Here is a 17429-nt window from a genome sequence, read left to right as displayed (position 1 = left end):
AGCTGGTCGCGAGCCGGAAAGACCCTGTATTTGCGTAATTTTGCGTCCTTGGTGGCCGTGGTTTGCGAACTTTGTGTAAGCCGCCGGGGTTAGGCTCGCGGCAGTGGCAAAGACATTCGTGGGCGCCCGTCTGCGACGGCTGCGCGAGGAACAGGGCCTGACGCAGGTCGCGCTGGCGCGCGCCCTGGATCTGTCGACGAGCTACGTCAACCAGCTGGAGAACGACCAGCGCCCGGTGACGGTACCGGTGCTGCTCACCCTGGCGGAGCGCTTCGATCTGCCGACCAACTACTTCGCCCCCGATTCCGATGCGCGGCTGGTTTCCGACCTGCGCGAGATTCTCGCCGACACCTCGGCGACTGCCGGCCAGATCGAGGAGCTGGTGGCCAGAATGCCGGCGGTTGGTCAGATGCTGGTCAGCATGAACCGCCGATTATTTGATGCCACAACCGAACTCGACGCCATGCATACCCGCGCCACTGTCGACACGTCGGCGCCGTTGCCGCAGCCGATGCCGTTCGAAGAGGTCCGCGACTTTTTCTACGACCGGAAGAACCACGTCGGCGAACTGGACGCGGCGGCCGAGTCGTTGTTCGACCGGTCCGGCATGCGGCTCGGCGGTCTGGACGCGCAACTTGCCGACCTGTTGACCGCAGAGCTCGGCATCACTGTGGTCATCGACGACGGGGATGTATTGGGCCCCAACGTCAAACGGTTCTACCGGGAGGACGTCGGCGTTCTGCATCTGGCCCGTTGGCTGCATCCGGGGCAGCGCGCGTTCCAGCTGGCCACTCAGGTGGCGCTGTTGATGTATGCCGACCTGATCGCGGCGCTGGTGGCCGGCGACGACCAATTGAGTTCCGAGGCAAGGGAAGTCGCGCAGATCGGGCTGGCGAACTACTTCGCCGGCGCGCTGCTGATGCCGTACCGGCTGTTCCTGGCGGCGGCCGAGGAACTGCGGTACGACATCGACAGGTTGGCGCGCCGGTTCGAGGTCGGATTCGAGACCGTGTGCCATCGGCTCTCGACGCTGCAGCGCCCCGATGCCCGGGGCGTGCCCTTCATCTTCGTGCGCACCGACAGTGCGGGCAACATCTCGAAACGTCAGTCCGCCACGGCCTTTCACTTCTCTCGGGTGGGCGGCAACTGCCCGCTGTGGGTGGTGCACCACGCCTTCGCGAGACCGGGGGAGTTCATCACCCAGGTGGCGCAGATGCCCGACGGGCGGTCGTATTTCTGGATCGCGCGCACGACGACGTCGACCCCGAGCCGGTTCCGGGGGCCGCGGAAGCGATTCGCCATCGGTCTCGGTTGCGACCTGGCGCACGCCGACAAGCTGATCTATTCGGCCGGCATCGATCTGGCCGACCCCGAGGCCGCGGTGCCGATCGGTGCGGGCTGCAAGATCTGTGATCGCCCCGCCTGTCCGCAGCGGGCGTTTCCCTACATCGGGCGTCCGGTGCAGGTCGACCGGCACACCAGCAGCGACCTGCCCTACTCGTCGTCGCCGTAGGGCGGCTGAATGAATATCTGCAGACGTCAATATTGAGGCTTGCCGAACCGGTTGGTTCGGGACTACAGTCAGTTTCCGAACCAACTGACTTGGGAGGTCCTTGTGGACGTCGATACCGCCCGCGCTCGTTTCGCCGAACTGCGGGGTCAGGCTCATGTCGATCCGGCCGAGTTGGACGAAATCTGGGCCTCGCTGGAACCGGTCCGCGCCGTCGACATGGTCGGCAACTGGAAAGGCGACGAGTTCGACACCGGCCACAAGATGAACGGCCAGCTGCAGGCGGCCCGGTGGTACGGCAAAATCTTCAAATCGATCAACGAAGTCGAGCCCATCGTCTGCTACGACGAAGCGGGGCAACTGTTTTCGAACAGGGACCTGAGCCGTGGCGGCGCGACGTTGTGGGACATCGAGTTTCGCGGTGAGGTGACCGGGACCATGGTCTACGACGGGCAGCCGGTGTTCGACCACTTCAAGCGGGTCGACAGCGACACCCTGATGGGCATCATGAACGGCAAGCGGCAGCGCACCGACGACAAGCTGTTCTACTTCCTTCTCGAACGCGACCAGTGAGGTAGCTGGCTGTTACCCTGGCGGATGCTATGAGAGCAGCCGGACATGCGACACGCGAGCGCATCATGGCTGCCGCCAAAGTGGAGTTCTCCGCCCTCGGATTTGCCGGCGCCCGGCTGAATCGCATTGCTGCCGAAGCCAATGCCAGCAAGGAGCGGCTGTACAGCTACTTCCAGAGCAAGCAGAACCTGTTCGAGGCCGTCGTCGAGCAGTGGATTCAGGACGCGCCGTACGACGCGATCTTCAAGCCCGACGACGTCCCGGCGTACGCGGTCGCGCTCTTCGATTACATGGTGGCCGACCCGGTCGGGGCCCGGCTGCAGCGCTGGATCGAGTTGGAGGCCGCCGAGGGGATGTTCGGTGACCACGTGCTGCGTCGCATCTTCCAGTCCAAGCTGGACCGGATCGCCGATGCGCAACGCAGCGGGATCATCGACGCGTCGTGGCGGCCGATGGATCTGCTGGTGCTGCTCAACGACATGACCTACGCGCTCGCCGCGGGCGGATTCGGCATCGACCGCATCGTCGATCAGCCGCTGTCGCCGGAAACCGCGGCCGTCCGGCGTGCCGCCGTCGCCGAGGCCGCGCGCCGGCTGGTTCAGCAGCCCGCCGGTGAGTGACGACCTGGACGGGTTCGGCCCGTTCTTTGCCGTTGCACGGCACCAGGTTTCGCCGACGCAGCCGTGGCGGCCGATGTCCGAGCTCATCGACGATCCGGACGCGCTGACCGCGCGCGTGCACAAGGTCAGGTCGGCGCTGATGGGCAACGGCGAGCCCGAGATTCGCGTTGCCGCGTCCGTCGCACACCTGGGACTGGTGGCCCGGCTGATCGCGCCGATGATCGGTACCGCTGCCCTCGGCGAGCCGGTGTCGTGGTCATTGGGCGACCTCGCCTGGCAGGACCAGTTGGGCGGCCCCTATCCGCTGTCGGTCTCCACCGAGTCGACGGGTGGCCCACCCGCCGTCGAGGCGCTCACGAACGCGTTCGGGCGATTCGGCGTCAGCCCGAAAGTGTTGTGGGGCAACGTGGGATCAGCGGCCAACAGTGCGGCCCAGCAGATCAGCCGGGCCCGGCCGGACTTGGGACAGCAGGCGCGACAAGCGGCCGACGTCGTGCTCGCGGACCCCAGGGTCGACGGGGGAGTGTTGCGCTCAGGGCCGGATTTTCGGCGGAGCAGCTGCTGCCTGATCTACCAGCTGGCAGGCGACAGGGCGGCGTGCTGCGGCGACTGCGTGCTCACCGCACCGGGATCAGATCGAACGCCTGCTTGATGATGCTCAGCAGCCACTGCGCCGCGGTCTGACCCTTGAACGTCGGCCAGGTCAGCTGGAAGTTCACCACCCACGGCTGGCCGGTGTGGTCGACGGCGTACCAGCTGAAGCCGAGGTCGCCGGGCAGATTGCCGCCCTTGGAGCCCAGGTAGGGCCACTTGGCACGGTCCAGATCGATGCCGGCGACCTTCGACATGATGTCCCGGACCGGAGCGGCGGGCCCGACAGCGGCGGCCTGCACCGCGACGTGCTCGCGGCAGATGTCGGCGGCGCTGCCGTACCACTCGGCCCCGATGCTCGAGGCCGGCGTGCGGGTGCGGTACGGGTCGGGCTCGTACGGCCGCGAACTCACCTGCTGCAACAGCGCCGTGCGCTGCGCCTTGTCGCCGTTCTTCCACTGGTCACGCACATCGGGCTTGCCCCAGCCGATGGAGAACAGCTCGTGCATGGTCGGGTACGGCGTCAGACTCGCCGGGTCGTGGTGCCCGGCGACCACGAGTGCCTCGTCCACCGCGGCGGGGCCGACCTTGTTGATCAGCATGTCGGTGGCCATGTTGTCGCTGACCGAGATCATCTGCTGGGCCGCCTCGTGGACCGTCACCTGTGTGCCCGGGGCCAGGTTGTCCATGCCGGCCGAACCGAGCTTCTTGCCTTCGGCGGTGACGGTGACCTTGTCGTCCCAGCTGAGGGTGCCGGCCGACACCGCTCGCGCAACGGCAAGCAGCACATAGATTTTCATGATCGACGCCAGCGGCATCGGCTCGTCGACGTTGGTGCCGGCGACCTTGACGCACTTGCCGTCGACGACCTTGGCGACCTGATACGAGTAGTGGGCGCCGGACTTCGCGATGGCCGCGTCGACGTCAGCCCAGGACTTGACGGGCGGCGGACGCAGCGAGACCTCCATGCGGTCGACGGTGCCCTTGCCGTCGACGTGCAGCTGGATGTCCTGGTTCACGCCGTACGAGTTGGTGACGTGCAGCGTGGACTGCCCGGCGCCGATGTCGATGCCGGTGAGCTTGAACGGGCGGTCCCACCAGATCCACTTCATCCGGTAGGTGATGTCGTCGACCTGGTCGGGTGCGGCGAGCGTCTTCACCCCGGCCGGCTCGATGGACCAGTCCGAGTTGAGCATGTCCATCGTCTGCCGGGACCGCATGCCCTGCGGGGTGCTCATGTCGATCAGGGCGCCGTAGGCAGCGCTCGATGGTGGCGCGACGGCTGCGGGCGTGCTGCTACAGCCGCCTAAGACGACGATGACTGCGCCGGCCGTGGCCAGCGCAGCCCGGGTCTTATGCCTGCTGGCCGGAACCAGCAACGTCCAACACAACCTCGAATTCGAGAAGTGACGCTCCGGTGGCGACGGGGTTGGCCCGCTGCCCGGCGTGGGCCTCGACGGCCGGGCCGGTGGCCCAGGCCTGGAATGCCTCGTCGGACTCCCACTGCGTCACCACGAAGTAGCGGTTTTCGCCCTTGACCGGGCGGAGCAGCTGGAATCCGAGGAAGCCGGGCTGGCCGTCCACTGCGTGAGCGCGGTTGGCGAACCGCTTCTCCAATTCCGGGCCGGCGTTGGGCGGAACTTCGATCGCATTGATCTTCACCACAGGCATGTGGTTCAGGTTACCGCGCTACTCGACAGGCAGGATGGGGCCATGACGACCGACCTGCTCACCGCCCGGGGCGGCACCGGCGAGCCGATTGTGCTGGTGCACGGATTGATGGGCCGCGGGACGACGTGGGAGCGGCAGTTGCCGTGGTTGACCGAATTGGGCGAGGTCTATACGTACGACGCGCCGTGGCACCGCGGGCGCGGTGTCCATGATTCCGAGCCGATCAGCACCGAACGGTTCGTCGCTGACCTGGCCGACGCGGTCGGCTCGTTGGGGCGTCCGGCGCGGTTGATCGGGCACTCGATGGGTGGGCTGCACAGCTGGTGTGTGGCCGCCGAGCATCCGGAACTGGTCACCGCGCTGGTGGTCGAGGACATGGCAGCGGATTTCGTCGGCTTCACCATCGGTGCCTGGGATCCCTGGACCCATTCGATTCCGGTCGAATTCGATTCGGCGCAACAGGTTTTGGATCTCTTCGGCCCGGTCGCCGGCCAGTACTTCCTGGACGCGTTCGATCGCACCGAGACCGGTTGGCGGCTGCACGGCGAGGCGGCGCACTGGGTGGCGATCGCCGCCGAGTGGGGCACCCGGGACTACTGGCAGCAGTGGACGGCAGTGCGGGCGCCGACGTTGCTCATCGAGGCCGGCAACGGGGTCGCGCCGCCGGGGCAGATGCGCAAGATGGCCGAGATCGGGTACCGGACAACGTATGTGGAAGTTCCGGGGGCCGGTCACCTCGTGCACGACGACGCGCCCGAGGTCTACCGCCGCGCGGTCGAGGATTTCCTCGCGTCCGTCTGACTATTCGTATCGGGACCGTGCCGCGGCGAGGTCGTGCGCGACGCGGTCCAGGTCGCGGGAGTCTCCCACGTCGGTCCAGTTGAAGTTGCCGAAGCCGTTGCGTGCACCGGGATTTCGGGTGATGGCGCTCAACAGGGCGCCGAGTGCGAAGGGGGCGACCATGATCGCGACCATCGCGACGAGAGTCAGGATGGTGTTCATACCGATAATTCTCGAATCCGGGGCAACTGAATAAACAGTGGCAGTTCGGACGGCATTCGATAAAATACTGCCATGATCAACAGTGTCTCGGTCCTGGTGATGGACGGAGTGGCGCCGTTCGAGTTCGGCGTGGTGTGCGAGGTCTTCGGCATCGACCGGTCAGCCGACGGTGTGCCGAACTTCGATTTCAAGGTGTGCGGGCCGGAGGCCGGACGGCCCGTGCGCACGTCGGTGGGCGCTTCATTGATCCCCGACCACGGCATCGACCAGCTGCTGGGGGCCGATCTGGTCGCCATTCCGGCAGTGGCGGGTCCGGTCTATCCGCAGGCGGCGTTGGACGCCGTCCGCAATGCCGCGGATTCGGGTTCGATGATCCTGACCATCTGCTCAGGGGTGTTCGTCGCCGGCGCCGCGGGGCTGCTCGACGGCCGTGCGTGTACCACGCACTGGATGCACGCGGACAAGTTGGCGCGCATGTTTCCCACCGCCCGCGTCGACCGTGACGTGCTGTTCGTCGACGACGGAAATCTGATCACCAGCGCGGGGACCGCCGCCGGTATCGACGCCTGCCTACACCTGGTGCGCCGCGAGATGGGCAGCGAGATCACCAACAAGATCGCGCGCCGCATGGTGGTACCGCCGCAGCGCGACGGTGGTCAGCGGCAGTTCATCGAGCAGCCCATCCCGGTGCGGTGCTCGGAAGGCTTTGCGCCGCATCTGGATTGGATTCTGACCAACCTGCGGCAGCCACACACGGTGGCGAGCCTGGCAAAACGGGCCAGCATGTCGGGCCGCACGTTCGCACGCCGGTTCGTCGAGGAGACCGGGCGGACGCCCATGCAGTGGGTCACCGACCAGCGCGTGCTGTACGCCCGCACGCTGCTGGAGGAGACGGATCTCGATGTCGATCGCGTGGCGGACAAGGCCGGATTTGGTACCGCAACCTTGCTGCGGCACCATTTCCGGCGCGTTGTCGGCGTCAACCCGTCCGACTATCGGCGGCGCTTCGCGTGTCCCAATCTGGTTGCGCCGCAACCGGTTGACTAGCCCTGCGGCCTGCACTGCACGTTGACGTACACGGTGTCGAACTGGCCGGAGTTGATGCGCTGGCCCCGGCCGTCGATGTTGGAGCCGGTCAGCCCGTGCACGTCGGTCACCGAGCACGCGGACAGCGGGCCGGAGGTGCTGGTGTTGACCTGGACGTGATAGCCGCGGGACTGCAGCTCGTTGACGGTGTCGACGGCCGAGCCGCCGCCGGTCGGCAGCGCGGAGGCCGTGGCCGGGGCGAGTGCCCCGGCAGCGATTGCTGCTGCGGCGGCTCCGACGATAACGAGGCCGCGTCGCTTGTTGTTTGCTTTCTGTTCACCTGAAATTCGGTATGCGGTCATGCTTCCGTTCTATCCGAGCATCACCGCATGTGGTACTGACTCATGCCGTTCTCATCGGAAAGCATGCGATTTCATGCCGTTCTCATTGAAACGGGGTTTTTAGCGCTCGCCCTCACCCGCCAGCGCGTACCGATCATCGGCGGTCTGCTCGACCAGGCCGTCGACAAGCAGCGAGTCCAGCGCCCGGTCGCGCTGCGCGGTATCGGTGAGCCACGCCACATCCAATTGTGCCCGCGTCACCGGAGTTGCGCTGCCGCGCAACACATCCAGCAGCCGGCCGCGGACCTGTCGATCGGTCCCCGCGTATTTCTGCACGGGACGGGTCGGCGCGTCCAGCTCCGGATGGCCGGCGCTGCGCCACGCGCAGACGGTCAACGGGCAGACTCCGCATTTCGGGGTGCGGGCGGTGCAGACGATCGCGCCGAGTTCCATCAACGCGGCCGAAAACACATGTGCCGTGCCATCTTCGGGCAGCAGCGCGGCGACGTCGTCGAGGTCGCGCGAGCGTGCGGGGGTGTCGGCCACGCCGCGAATCGCGCGCGCCACCACCCGGCGCACGTTGGTGTCGACGACGGGGACGTCCTGCTGATAGGCGAAGCAGGCGACAGCCCGCGCGGTGTAGGCGCCCACACCCGGCAGCGTCAGCAGCGTCTCGACGTCGCGGGGGACTTCGTCGCCGTGTTCATTGGCGATCACCTCGGCGCATTCGTGTAATCGCTTGGCGCGCCGCGGGTAGCCCAATTTGCCCCACGCGCGCAGCACGTCGGCGGCCCCGGCCGCGGCGGTGGCGGACGGTGTCGGCCAGCGGGCGATCCAGTCCCGCCAGATCGGTTCGACCCGCGACACCGGGGTCTGCTGCAGCATGAATTCGCTGACCAGAATTTGCCACGCGGTGACATCCGGCGCCCGCCACGGCAGGTCGCGCTGCGCCGTGCGGTACCACTCCAGGAGCTCGCCGGCCGGGATGAGAATTTGCCCTGAACTCATTGCACACCCACTATGCAAGCAGGGCACAATGGGCGGCATGCCCAACTCAAACCCGATAAATGCCTGGAAAGCACTGAGAGAGGGTAACGAGCGATTCGTTGCCGGTGAACCAGCGCACCCCAGCCAGAGCATCGAGCGTCGGACGCAGTTGGCCGGTGGCCAGAAGCCGACCGCCGTGTTGTTCGGATGTGCTGACAGCCGCGTCGCCGCCGAGATCATCTTCGATCAAGGCCTCGGCGACATGTTCGTCGTGCGCACCGCGGGCCACGTTCTCGATTCCGCCGTGATCGGCTCGATCGAGTACGCCGTGGCGGTCCTCGAAGTGCCGCTGATCGTCGTGCTCGGCCACGACAGCTGCGGCGCGGTCAAGGCCACCATCACCGCTCTCGACGACGGCGCGGTGCCGGGTGGCTACGTCCGCGACATCGTCGAGCGGGTCACGCCGTCGATCCTGGTCGGCCGCCGTGAGGGCCTCACCGAGGTCGACGAACTCGAGGCCCGGCACGTCAACGAGACGGTGCACCTGCTGAGCACGCGATCCAGCATCGTGGCCGAGAAGCTGCAGTCGGGCAAGGTCGCCATCGTCGGCGCCACCTACCACCTGGCCGAGGGCCGGGTCACCAAGCGCGACCACGTCGGCGATATCGGCGAATAGTCGGTGGGGCTGGGGTGGCGAACACCACCCCAGTTCACAGACGACACGCCGCACCAGGTCAGAGCCCACCGCGTTTTGTGCCCTTACCGTGACAATGTGCCGGATCTAGAACCGCATGGCCCGCTGCCATCCCAGATCTATTTCCGTCGGCGGATGCTGGCGATCGGTGTCGCCGCAGTCGTCCTGCTCCTCGTCGTGATCATCGGGGTCGTCGTCTTCAGCAACAGCACGGGCGATTCCAAAGAGACTCAGCCCACCGCCAAGACGTCGACGTCCGCGACCCCACTACCCGGTGAGACGCCCGGGGTGAAGAGCCCGATCGCGCCGCCGCCGAACGCGGCTCCGGCCCCGACGCCCACCCCGACCACGGCGGTCACGCCGCCGCCGGTGCTCAAGGCGGGCGACGATTGCCCGGACACCACACTGGCGGCCAAGGGCATCACCAACCAGCCGACCTATGTGATCGGTGACCAGCCGAAGTTCACCATGGTCGTCACCAACATCGGTCTGGTCGAGTGCAAGCGTGACGTCGGTGCCGCCGTACTGGCCGCCTACGTCTACTCACTGGACAACAACCGGCTGTGGTCCAACCTGGACTGCGCGCCGTCGAACGAGACCCTGGTCCGGGGCTTCAAGCCCGGCGAGCAGGTGACCACCGAGGTCACCTGGACCGGCATGGGCTCGGCGCCGAACTGCCCGCTGCCGCGCCAGGCGATCGGTCCCGGCACCTACAACCTGGTCGTCCAGCTGGGCAACCTGCGATCGGCTCCCGTGCCGTTCGTACTGTCGGAGGCGCAGCAGCCCGGCGCGGGTGCACCGCCGGCGGGCGAGGCACCGCCCCCGGCGCCGGCGGCCCCGGCGCCCGGCGAGCCGACGCTGCCCGGCCCCGCCAACTGATCTCAGGCCAGCCGATCAGCGATCGTCGACTCGGCGAGCAGCGACAAACCCTCGCGAATGTGGCGGGCCCACATGGACCCGATGCCCTCCACCGACTGCAGGTCGTCGGCGCTCGCGGCGAGCAGGCCCTGTAGCGATCCGAACGACCGCACCAACAGGTCGACGTGCGCGAACTGCAGGCGCGGGATGCCGGCCATCGCCCGGTAGCCGCGTGAACTCATCGCCGAATCCTGCGCCTCGGGCGTCGACGGGTAACCGAAAACCCTGGCGAGCGTGGTGAAGTCGAGCAGTTCGTTGTCGCTGAGCGCGTCGAGCTCCTCGAGCGTCGCGGTCACCTGATCGGCGGTCGGGGGATCGGGGTTGGCGTGGTAGTCGCGCACGATCAGTTCGCGGGCCGCGTCGTTGTCGCCGACCAGTTCGTCGAGCTGCAGCTTGAGCTGGCGCCCGTCGGTACCGAGCTCGACGACGTCGGCGTCGATCTCCAGGCTGATCCGGCGGACCATCTCCATGCGCTGCACGACGGTCATGACATCGCGCAGGGTCACGAAGTCCTCGATCTCGGCCATCGACAGCTGCTTGCTGACCTCGTCGAGGCGGAACTTGTAGCGCTCCAGTGTGGCGACGGTCTGGTTGGCGCGCGACAGGATGGTCGGAGTTTCCGGTACGACGTGCCGCTCGCCGGCGACGTACACCGTCACGATGCTCATCGAGTGGCTGACCGACACGACCGGGAAACCGGTCTGGATGGCGGCGCGCTCGGCGGAGCGGTGCCGGGTACCGGATTCGTCGGTCGGGATCGACGGGTCGGGCACGAGCTGCACGTTGGCCCGCAGGATTCGGGTGAGGTCGCTGGAGAGCACCACGGCGCCGTCCATCTTCGACAGCTCCCGCAGCCGGGTCGGCGCGAACCGGACGTCCAGCGGGAAGCCGCCGTCGCAGATGGCCTCGACGCTGTCGTCGTAGCCCAGCACGATCAGCCCGCCGGTACGGCCGCGCAGGATGCGCTCGAGGCCGTCCCGCAGTGGGGTGCCGGGCGCCAGCTTGCCCAACGTCTCACGCAGTGTCGGTCGGGTCAGATGCACGACGTTGCCGCGCCCGGCCCGGGTTCCCGCTTTCACCGACATCGGTGCACTCCTCGGTGGTTTTCCGGCCGGGCTCTACCCGGTCCGGTCCACATTCTCTGTGATCTTGCGTAACACCCGCAACGCCGCGGTGATGTTGTCGGCCGGCAGCACCCGAAGCCCGCGCGGCGGCGACTCGATTCCGGTGGGCACCACGGCCGTCGTGAATCCGAGCCGGGCGGCCTCGGCGAGCCGGCGGTCCATGCCGGTCACCCGCCGCAGATCGCCCGCCAGACCCACCTCGCCGATGGCAATCGCGGTGGCCGGCAGCGGCAGGTCGGTGTACGCCGATGCGATGGCCAGCGCCACCGCCAGATCCGACGACGGATCGGTCAACCGCATGCCGCCCACCGTGGACAGGTAGATGTCGTTGGTGCCGACGGGCAGCCGCGCCCGCTTCTCGAGTACCGCGGTGATCATGGCCGCGCGGGCCGAGTCGATACCGCTGACCGCGCGGCGCGGCGATCCCGCCGACGGCGAGCCGATGAGGGCCTGCACCTCGCCGATGAGTGGCCGCTTGCCGTCGAGGCTGACGGTCACCGCAGTGCCGGACACCGGTGCCGGCCGCTGGTCGAGGAAGAGCCCCGACGGATCGGCAACGCATTCGATTCCGTTGTCGTGCAACATGAAACAGCCGACCTCGTCGGCCGCGCCGAAGCGGTTCTTCACGCCGCGGACCATGCGCAGTGCCGAGGCGCGGTCGCCCTCGAAGTGCAGCACGACGTCCACCAGGTGCTCCAGTGAGCGCGGCCCGGCGATGGCGCCGTCCTTCGTGACGTGGCCGACCAGGACCATCGCGATGCCCGTCGTCTTGGCGGCCATGGTGAGGGCGGTGGTGACGGCCCGAACCTGCGTCACGCCGCCGGTGACGCCGTCGGCCTCGGCGGTAGACATGGTCTGCACCGAATCCACCACCACCAGCGTGGGCCGGACCGCCTCGATGTGGCCGAGTGCGGTCTGCAGGTCGGATTCGGCGGCCAGGAAGACGTCGTCATGCGTGCAGCCGGTGCGCTCGGCGCGCAACCGGATCTGCCCGGCGGATTCCTCGCCCGACAGATACAGCGCACGCCGCCCGGACATGGCCCAGCGGTGTGCGACCTCGAGCAGCAGCGTCGACTTGCCGACGCCGGGATCACCGGCCAGCAGCGTCACCGAACCCGGCACCACACCACCGCCCAGCACGCGGTCCAATTCGCTGATCCCGGTGTGGAAATGCCTGGTCGTGCCGGGATCGATCGAGCTGATCGGCACCGCGGGGGAGGCCGGCGCGACAGCGCGGTGCGTCGCTGGCGTCAGAGAGCTCAGAACGGCGACTTCGTTGACCGTGCCCCAGGTGCCGCACTCCGGGCAGCGGCCCACCCATTTCGCCGTGGTGTGCTGGCACTCCGAGCAGCGAAACTGCGAACGTACTTTCGAACCGGTTCTGGCCATGCCGCGAACTTAGTCGCTGGTACCGACAGATTGCGTCAGGCTCGGCGTCCGAATCCGAGACGCCTGGCCAGTTTTCGCATCAAGCCGGGTTGATCATCCGGGTGGTCCCCGATGACACCGAAATCCACGTGTACGGCAACGGGCCTGTCGTCGCGGTCGTACGTCGCAAGGACCGGGAAACCGCCGTCGCCCCAACCGGATCCGCTGACGACGATATTGGCGCCGGAGGCCGGGTCGAGTGGCACATTGGCGTAGCCCGGGCCGATATCCGGTGCCCACAGGCCGCGGTCGACGGCCTCGGTGCGAGTTGCGAGCACGGAATCCTCGACCGCCGCATCGTGAACCGCGAGCAGCCCGTGGTCGGTGCCGGTGAACGCGCCGAAGCTTGGGACGGGCGGCACCAGTAATTCGTCGGCGGAACCGAGTAGGGCTGGTTGGCCGTCGCCGATCGCCACGCTCAAATATGCCTGGCGGGGTTCAGGGATGCCGTCGTCGCTCACGTCGACCACCGTTGCCCAAACCCGGTACGAGCCATTCGGGACGGCAAGTACGCAACCGCCGCTTCTCGGGCCGAACGGATCGCGCGCGATCAATGCGCCGGTGCTGACCTGCACCGTTCCGAGTTCGACGACGGTGCATCCCGCAGCGCGACCGGTGGTGGCTGCGAGGAACGAAACGAGGCTAGTGATGTCCCTCGCCGCCGCCGGCAGGTGCCGGAGCGGCTTCGCCGGCCTCGCGGCGCGGGGCTTCGCCTGCGGAGATCGGGACCGAGATGGTCTTCTCGCCGGCGTTCTGGAACTTGAACGTGAAGTTGTAGTTCAGGCCGTTGCTGATGGGCTTGGTCAGCGCCACCATCGCGATGGAGGTCGTGGCGTCCTCGGACCGCGGCAGCGTCTGCTTCTGGCCGTCCGGGGTGCCGACCAGCAGCACGCCGCCCGCGGGCACCGTGGTGCCGCCGTTGACCAGCACCTCGCCGGTGTCGGAGGTGATGCCGACCAGCTTGTCGGCGTTGTCGGGCGACTTGTTGGTCGCGACGAACAGCAGCTCGACCATGGTTCCGGGCTTGACGAAGTCGCGGGTCTGCGGGGCGCGCAGGTAGACGTTGCGCAGGTCCACGCCGGCCTTCTCGTTGCCGATGGTGGTGGCGGTGCCGTTGACCGCAGGCAGCTGGTTCGCGCTCTGTGAGACCTGGCCGCTGCTGCAGCCGGTGAGCGTCACCGCGGTGGCCAGCCCGAAGGCGGCCAGCGTGACGGCAGAAGTGCGCGATTTCATGCGGTTCACTCAAGCCTCCTGCTTGGGCGCCAGCGGCGATGCGCGTGACGGCCTTGGGTATGTCCTGCTGTGTCCCCGGACTGGTCCGGCGTTCGACTATGCAGAGTAGTAGGTGGCGGTTGGCGGCGGTAGCGGAGGCCCGCCATCTGCCTGGTTCGGGCGTCTTTCCGGCCGCGAATGACCGGTGAATGGGACGTGAATCCGGGGGAATTCGGCCGGATTGTGGCCCCCGCCACTGCACGTAAACGCTGCGCTGTCAACCCCTTTCACGCATCTGTATGGCCCCTGACCTGCATTGTTGATCCGCGGGTGTCTGACGCCCGTGCTAACATTGCTATGTGAAAGGGGCCCGAATCTGATGATTTTCAAGGTCGGAGACACCGTCGTTTACCCACACCACGGTGCAGCATTGATCGAGGCGATTGAAACCCGGACCATCAAAGGCGAGCAGAAAGAATATCTCGTCCTCAAGGTTGCGCAGGGCGATCTGACCGTTCGAGTACCCGCAGAAAACGCTGAATACGTCGGTGTTCGCGACGTGGTGGGTCAGGAAGGCCTCGACAAGGTGTTCCAGGTGCTGCGCGCCCCGCACACCGAGGAGCCGACCAACTGGTCCCGTCGTTACAAGGCGAACCTGGAGAAGCTGGCTTCCGGTGATGTGAACAAGGTCGCCGAGGTCGTTCGTGACCTGTGGCGTCGTGACCAGGAGCGCGGTCTGTCCGCCGGCGAGAAGCGGATGCTGGCCAAGGCTCGTCAGATCCTTGTCGGTGAGCTGGCCCTGGCCGAGAACACCGATGACGCGAAGGCCGCCACCATCCTGGACGAGGTTCTCGCCGCGGCGTCCTGAACGCCATCTCCAACGGAGCAGTGAACTTCCGTATCGGTCTTGGTACCGATGTACATCCCATCGAGGCAGGGCGGCCGTGTTGGCTGCTCTGCCTGTCTTTTGACGATGCCGACGGCTGCGCCGGGCATTCCGACGGCGACGTCGCCGCGCATGCACTCTGTGATGCCCTGCTGAGCGCTGCGGGCCTCGGTGACCTGGGCAGCGTCTTCGGGACCGACCGTCCCGAATGGCGCGGCGTCACCGGTACCGACATGCTCAAACATGTCGCCACGCTGCTGACGGCTGCCGGTTTTCGGGTGGGCAATGCGGCGGTCCAGGTGATCGGCAACCGCCCGAAAATCGCGCCCCGCAGGGAAGAGGCCCAGCAGGTGCTGTCGGCGCTTCTGGATGCTCCGGTCTCCGTTTCGGCGACCACCACCGATGGGCTCGGGCTCACCGGTCGGGGCGAGGGTCTGGCGGCGATTGCGACGGCGCTGGTGGTCTCGCTGGATTAGGCCGGTAAGCTGGCCCGTCGTGACCGAAAACCGTCTCGAGGGCCTGCGGCTCTACGACACCATGACCGGTGCCGTGCGGGACTTCACCCCGGTGCGGCCCGGACACGCATCCATCTACCTGTGTGGCGCAACCGTGCAGGGCCTGCCCCACATCGGCCACGTCCGCAGTGGCGTCGCGTTCGACGTGCTGCGGCGCTGGCTGACGGCCAAGGGCTACGACGTCGCGTTCATCCGGAACGTCACCGACATCGACGACAAGATTCTCAACAAGGCCGCCGAAGCCGGCCGGCCCTGGTGGGAGTGGGCCGCCACCTTCGAGCGGGCTTTCACGGCCGCCTACGACGCGCTGGGCGTCCTGCCGCCGTCGGCCGAGCCCCGGGCCACCGGGCACATCACTCAGATGGTCGAGGTCATCGAGAAGCTGATCGAGCGCGGGCACGCCTACGCGGCCGACGGCGACGTTTACTTCGACGTGCTGAGCCTGCCCGACTACGGCAAGCTCTCGGGCCACCGCATCGACGACGTCCACCAGGGCGAGGGCCTGGCGACCGGCAAGCGCGACCCGCGGGACTTCACCCTGTGGAAGGGTGCCAAGCCCGGCGAGCCGTCGTGGCCGACGCCGTGGGGCCGGGGCCGCCCCGGCTGGCACACCGAGTGCGTCGCGATGTGCCAGGAGTACCTGGGCTCCGTGTTCGACATCCACGCCGGCGGTATGGACCTGATCTTCCCGCACCACGAGAACGAGACCGCGCAGGCCAACGCCTGCGGCGACGAGTTCGCGCGGTTCTGGCTGCACAACGGATGGGTCACCATGGGTGGCGAGAAGATGAGCAAGTCGCTGGGCAATGTGCTGGCGATCCCGGCTGTGCTGCAACGGGTTCGTGCCGCCGAGCTGCGCTACTACCTGGGCAGTGCGCACTACCGGTCCATGCTGGAGTTCTCCGAGAACTCGCTGCAGGATGCGGCCAAGGCCTACACCGGCATCGAGGAATTCCTGCACCGGGTCCGCACCCGGGTGGGTGCCGTCGAGGTAGGTACCTGGACCGAGAAGTTCGCGGCCGCACTGGATGACGACCTGGCGGTGCCCGCGGCACTGGCCGAGGTGCACGCCGCCCGCGCCGACGGCAACCGCGCACTGGACGCCGGCGACCACGCCGGCGCGATGGCCGCAGCGACGTCGATCCGGGCCATGATGGGCATCCTCGGGTGCGATCCGCTCGATGAGCGCTGGGAAACCCGTGACGAGACATCGGCAGCGCTGAATGCTGTTGACGCCCTGGTGCAGTGGGCCCTCAAGAGCCGCGCCGAGGCCCGGGAGAACCGGGACTGGGCTGCCGCCGACGCGATCCGCGACCAGCTGAAGCTGGCCGGCATCGAGGTCACCGATACCGCTGATGGCCCGCAATGGGCCCTGACTGATGGGGCCTGACCATGGCCGGAAACTCCCAGCGCCGCGGCGCAATTCGCAAGGCGGGCACGAAGAAGGGCCCGACAGTAGGCTCCGGTGGCCAACGCCGGCGTGGGTTGGAGGGCAAGGGCGCGACGCCGCGCGCCGAACAGCGCCCCAACCACAAGGCGTACAAGGTCGCGCAGAAGGCGGCCCGGTCGAATCAGGGACGGCACAAGAAGACCGATGACGTCGAGGTCGTGGTCGGCCGCAACCCCGTCGTGGAATGCCTCCGCGCCGGCGTCCCGGCCACCGCGCTCTATGTCGTGCTGGGCACCGAAGCCGACGAGCGGCTCACCGAATCGGTGACGCGCGCGGCCGATGCCGGCATCGCCATCATGGAGGTGCAGCGCCACGATCTGGACCGCATCACCAGCAATGGCATGCACCAGGGGATCGCGCTGCAGGTGCCGCCGTACCAGTACGTGCACCCGGACGATCTGCTGAAGTCGGCGACCTCTGACTCGAGCCCGGCCCTGCTCGTCGCGCTCGACAACATCTCGGACCCGCGCAACCTGGGCGCCATCGTGCGGTCCGTGGCGGCGTTCGGCGGGCATGGCGTGGTGATCCCGCAGCGGCGTTCGGCGTCGGTCAGTGCGGTGGCCTGGCGTACCAGCGCCGGTGCCGCGGCCCGGCTGCCGGTGTCTCGGGCGACGAATCTCAATCGGACGCTCAAGGATTGGGCCGACGCCGGCCTGACCATCGTCGGACTGGACGCCGGCGGCGACACCACCCTGGACGAACTGGACGCCTCGGGGCCGACGGTCGTCGTTGTGGGTTCCGAGGGCAAGGGCCTGTCACGACTGGTGCGGGAGAACTGCGACCACATCGTCTCGATCCCGATGGCCGGGCCCACCGAGTCGCTCAACGCGTCGGTGGCCGCCGGCGTGGTGCTGGCCGAGATCGCCCGGCAGCGGCGCTGA

General features: G+C 67.6%; 21 protein-coding genes. 12 read left to right on the top strand and 9 right to left on the bottom strand.

The window, feature by feature from the left end; translation table 11 throughout:
- The first annotated feature begins 103 nt into the window (after window positions 1-103).
- From H289_RS0111290 to H289_RS0111275, 4 genes are all read left to right on the top strand, one after another.
- Window positions 104-1513, top strand: a complete 1410-nt coding sequence (locus H289_RS0111290; protein ID WP_020100903.1) for a short-chain fatty acyl-CoA regulator family protein — start codon at window positions 104-106, stop codon at window positions 1511-1513.
- A 102-nt stretch (window positions 1514-1615) separates the two neighbouring features.
- Window positions 1616-2083 carry a DUF4334 domain-containing protein gene (locus tag H289_RS0111285; protein ID WP_020100902.1) on the top strand — a complete coding sequence of 156 codons (468 nt, stop codon included), beginning with the start codon at window positions 1616-1618 and terminating at the stop codon, window positions 2081-2083.
- A gap of 65 nt (window positions 2084-2148) precedes the next feature.
- On the top strand, window positions 2149-2703 hold the full coding sequence (locus H289_RS0111280; protein WP_020100901.1) for a TetR/AcrR family transcriptional regulator: 555 nt from the start codon (window positions 2149-2151) through the stop codon (window positions 2701-2703).
- Window positions 2696-3355: a (2Fe-2S)-binding protein gene (locus H289_RS0111275; protein WP_029105100.1), complete on the top strand. Its 660-nt coding sequence runs from the start codon at window positions 2696-2698 to the stop codon at window positions 3353-3355. Before H289_RS0111280 ends, H289_RS0111275 begins: the two co-directional genes overlap by 8 nt.
- Here H289_RS0111275 and H289_RS0111270 read toward each other — a convergent pair.
- Both H289_RS0111270 and mhuD read right to left on the bottom strand, forming a co-directional pair.
- Window positions 3321-4685 carry a serine hydrolase gene (locus H289_RS0111270; protein ID WP_081633376.1) on the bottom strand — a complete coding sequence of 455 codons (1365 nt, stop codon included), beginning with the start codon at window positions 4683-4685 and terminating at the stop codon, window positions 3321-3323. The genes H289_RS0111275 and H289_RS0111270 overlap by 35 nt on opposite strands.
- On the bottom strand, window positions 4648-4965 hold the full coding sequence (gene mhuD, locus H289_RS0111265; RefSeq protein ID WP_020100898.1) for a mycobilin-forming heme oxygenase MhuD: 318 nt from the start codon (window positions 4963-4965) through the stop codon (window positions 4648-4650). Before mhuD ends, H289_RS0111270 begins: the two co-directional genes overlap by 38 nt.
- Before the next feature lie 42 nt (window positions 4966-5007).
- Between mhuD and H289_RS0111260 the strand changes: the two genes are divergently transcribed.
- Window positions 5008-5766, top strand: a complete 759-nt coding sequence (locus H289_RS0111260) for an alpha/beta fold hydrolase (RefSeq protein ID WP_020100897.1) — start codon at window positions 5008-5010, stop codon at window positions 5764-5766.
- On the opposite strand, the gene H289_RS0111255 is transcribed toward H289_RS0111260, so the two are convergent.
- On the bottom strand, window positions 5767-5967 hold the full coding sequence (locus H289_RS0111255) for a hypothetical protein (protein WP_020100896.1): 201 nt from the start codon (window positions 5965-5967) through the stop codon (window positions 5767-5769).
- Window positions 5968-6039: 72 nt separating this feature from the next.
- Between H289_RS0111255 and H289_RS0111250 the strand changes: the two genes are divergently transcribed.
- On the top strand, window positions 6040-7014 hold the full coding sequence (locus H289_RS0111250) for a helix-turn-helix domain-containing protein (protein ID WP_020100895.1): 975 nt from the start codon (window positions 6040-6042) through the stop codon (window positions 7012-7014).
- On the opposite strand, the gene H289_RS0111245 is transcribed toward H289_RS0111250, so the two are convergent.
- Entirely contained in the window at window positions 7011-7355 is a 345-nt protein-coding gene (locus H289_RS0111245; protein WP_020100894.1) for a hypothetical protein, read from the bottom strand. The two genes, H289_RS0111250 and H289_RS0111245, sit on opposite strands and share 4 nt — an antisense overlap.
- 99 nt (window positions 7356-7454) lie before the next feature.
- On the bottom strand, window positions 7455-8342 hold the full coding sequence (locus H289_RS0111240; protein ID WP_020100893.1) for an iron-sulfur binding domain-containing protein: 888 nt from the start codon (window positions 8340-8342) through the stop codon (window positions 7455-7457).
- A gap of 37 nt (window positions 8343-8379) precedes the next feature.
- Between H289_RS0111240 and H289_RS0111235 the strand changes: the two genes are divergently transcribed.
- Together H289_RS0111235 and H289_RS0111230 are read left to right on the top strand one after the other, a co-directional pair.
- On the top strand, window positions 8380-8997 hold the full coding sequence (locus H289_RS0111235; RefSeq protein WP_029105097.1) for a carbonic anhydrase: 618 nt from the start codon (window positions 8380-8382) through the stop codon (window positions 8995-8997).
- Between the two features lie 153 nt (window positions 8998-9150).
- On the top strand, window positions 9151-9894 hold the full coding sequence (locus H289_RS0111230) for a hypothetical protein (protein ID WP_020100891.1): 744 nt from the start codon (window positions 9151-9153) through the stop codon (window positions 9892-9894).
- A gap of 2 nt (window positions 9895-9896) precedes the next feature.
- Here the strand turns inward: H289_RS0111230 and disA are convergent, their stop codons facing one another.
- From disA to H289_RS0111210, 4 genes are all read right to left on the bottom strand, one after another.
- Window positions 9897-10976 carry a DNA integrity scanning diadenylate cyclase DisA gene (disA, locus tag H289_RS0111225; RefSeq protein WP_177127355.1) on the bottom strand — a complete coding sequence of 360 codons (1080 nt, stop codon included), beginning with the start codon at window positions 10974-10976 and terminating at the stop codon, window positions 9897-9899.
- 75 nt (window positions 10977-11051) lie between these two features.
- Window positions 11052-12446, bottom strand: coding sequence for a DNA repair protein RadA (gene radA, locus H289_RS0111220; protein WP_029105095.1), 1395 nt, complete (start codon window positions 12444-12446; stop codon window positions 11052-11054).
- Between the two features lie 35 nt (window positions 12447-12481).
- Window positions 12482-13060 (bottom strand): DUF4241 domain-containing protein, encoded by a 579-nt coding sequence (locus tag H289_RS31805; RefSeq protein WP_020100888.1) that lies wholly within the window; start codon window positions 13058-13060, stop codon window positions 12482-12484.
- A 67-nt stretch (window positions 13061-13127) separates the two neighbouring features.
- Window positions 13128-13718 carry a copper chaperone PCu(A)C domain-containing protein gene (locus H289_RS0111210; protein ID WP_020100887.1) on the bottom strand — a complete coding sequence of 197 codons (591 nt, stop codon included), beginning with the start codon at window positions 13716-13718 and terminating at the stop codon, window positions 13128-13130.
- A gap of 358 nt (window positions 13719-14076) precedes the next feature.
- On the opposite strand from H289_RS0111210, the gene carD reads away from it, so the two are divergent.
- Genes carD through rlmB form a run of 4 tightly spaced genes read left to right on the top strand, consistent with a single transcriptional unit; the run spans window position 14077 to window position 17429 of the window.
- On the top strand, window positions 14077-14565 hold the full coding sequence (carD, locus tag H289_RS0111205; RefSeq protein ID WP_020100886.1) for an RNA polymerase-binding transcription factor CarD: 489 nt from the start codon (window positions 14077-14079) through the stop codon (window positions 14563-14565).
- A gap of 20 nt (window positions 14566-14585) precedes the next feature.
- Complete coding sequence (gene ispF, locus H289_RS0111200; protein WP_020100885.1) at window positions 14586-15059, top strand: 2-C-methyl-D-erythritol 2,4-cyclodiphosphate synthase; 474 nt, start codon at window positions 14586-14588, stop codon at window positions 15057-15059.
- Between the two features lie 19 nt (window positions 15060-15078).
- Window positions 15079-16488 (top strand): cysteine--tRNA ligase, encoded by a 1410-nt coding sequence (gene cysS, locus H289_RS0111195; protein WP_020100884.1) that lies wholly within the window; start codon window positions 15079-15081, stop codon window positions 16486-16488.
- Between the two features lie 2 nt (window positions 16489-16490).
- Window positions 16491-17429: a 23S rRNA (guanosine(2251)-2'-O)-methyltransferase RlmB gene (gene rlmB, locus H289_RS0111190; RefSeq protein ID WP_029105093.1), complete on the top strand. Its 939-nt coding sequence runs from the start codon at window positions 16491-16493 to the stop codon at window positions 17427-17429.

It is taken from the genome of Mycobacterium sp. 360MFTsu5.1, from assembly GCF_000383495.1.
Lineage (GTDB): Bacteria > Actinomycetota > Actinomycetes > Mycobacteriales > Mycobacteriaceae > Mycobacterium > Mycobacterium mucogenicum_B.
This window is presented reverse-complemented; position numbering and strand designations above follow the sequence as displayed.

What these genes read in the sequence shown, in the direction of transcription:
- H289_RS0111280 (WP_020100901.1), top strand. Translation starts at nt 2,149, where the DNA reads ATGGCTGCCGCCAAAGTGGAGTTCTCCGCCCTCGGATTTGCCGGCGCC.
- mhuD (WP_020100898.1), bottom strand. Translation starts at nt 4,965, where the DNA reads ATGCCTGTGGTGAAGATCAATGCGATCGAAGTTCCGCCCAACGCCGGC.
- H289_RS0111260 (WP_020100897.1), top strand. Translation starts at nt 5,008, where the DNA reads ATGACGACCGACCTGCTCACCGCCCGGGGCGGCACCGGCGAGCCGATT.
- H289_RS0111255 (WP_020100896.1), bottom strand. Translation starts at nt 5,967, where the DNA reads ATGAACACCATCCTGACTCTCGTCGCGATGGTCGCGATCATGGTCGCC.
- H289_RS0111250 (WP_020100895.1), top strand. Translation starts at nt 6,040, where the DNA reads ATGATCAACAGTGTCTCGGTCCTGGTGATGGACGGAGTGGCGCCGTTC.
- H289_RS0111245 (WP_020100894.1), bottom strand. Translation starts at nt 7,355, where the DNA reads ATGACCGCATACCGAATTTCAGGTGAACAGAAAGCAAACAACAAGCGA.
- H289_RS0111240 (WP_020100893.1), bottom strand. Translation starts at nt 8,342, where the DNA reads ATGAGTTCAGGGCAAATTCTCATCCCGGCCGGCGAGCTCCTGGAGTGG.
- H289_RS0111235 (WP_029105097.1), top strand. Translation starts at nt 8,380, where the DNA reads ATGCCCAACTCAAACCCGATAAATGCCTGGAAAGCACTGAGAGAGGGT.
- H289_RS0111230 (WP_020100891.1), top strand. Translation starts at nt 9,151, where the DNA reads ATGCTGGCGATCGGTGTCGCCGCAGTCGTCCTGCTCCTCGTCGTGATC.
- radA (WP_029105095.1), bottom strand. Translation starts at nt 12,446, where the DNA reads ATGGCCAGAACCGGTTCGAAAGTACGTTCGCAGTTTCGCTGCTCGGAG.
- H289_RS0111210 (WP_020100887.1), bottom strand. Translation starts at nt 13,718, where the DNA reads ATGAAATCGCGCACTTCTGCCGTCACGCTGGCCGCCTTCGGGCTGGCC.
- carD (WP_020100886.1), top strand. Translation starts at nt 14,077, where the DNA reads ATGATTTTCAAGGTCGGAGACACCGTCGTTTACCCACACCACGGTGCA.
- rlmB (WP_029105093.1), top strand. Translation starts at nt 16,491, where the DNA reads ATGGCCGGAAACTCCCAGCGCCGCGGCGCAATTCGCAAGGCGGGCACG.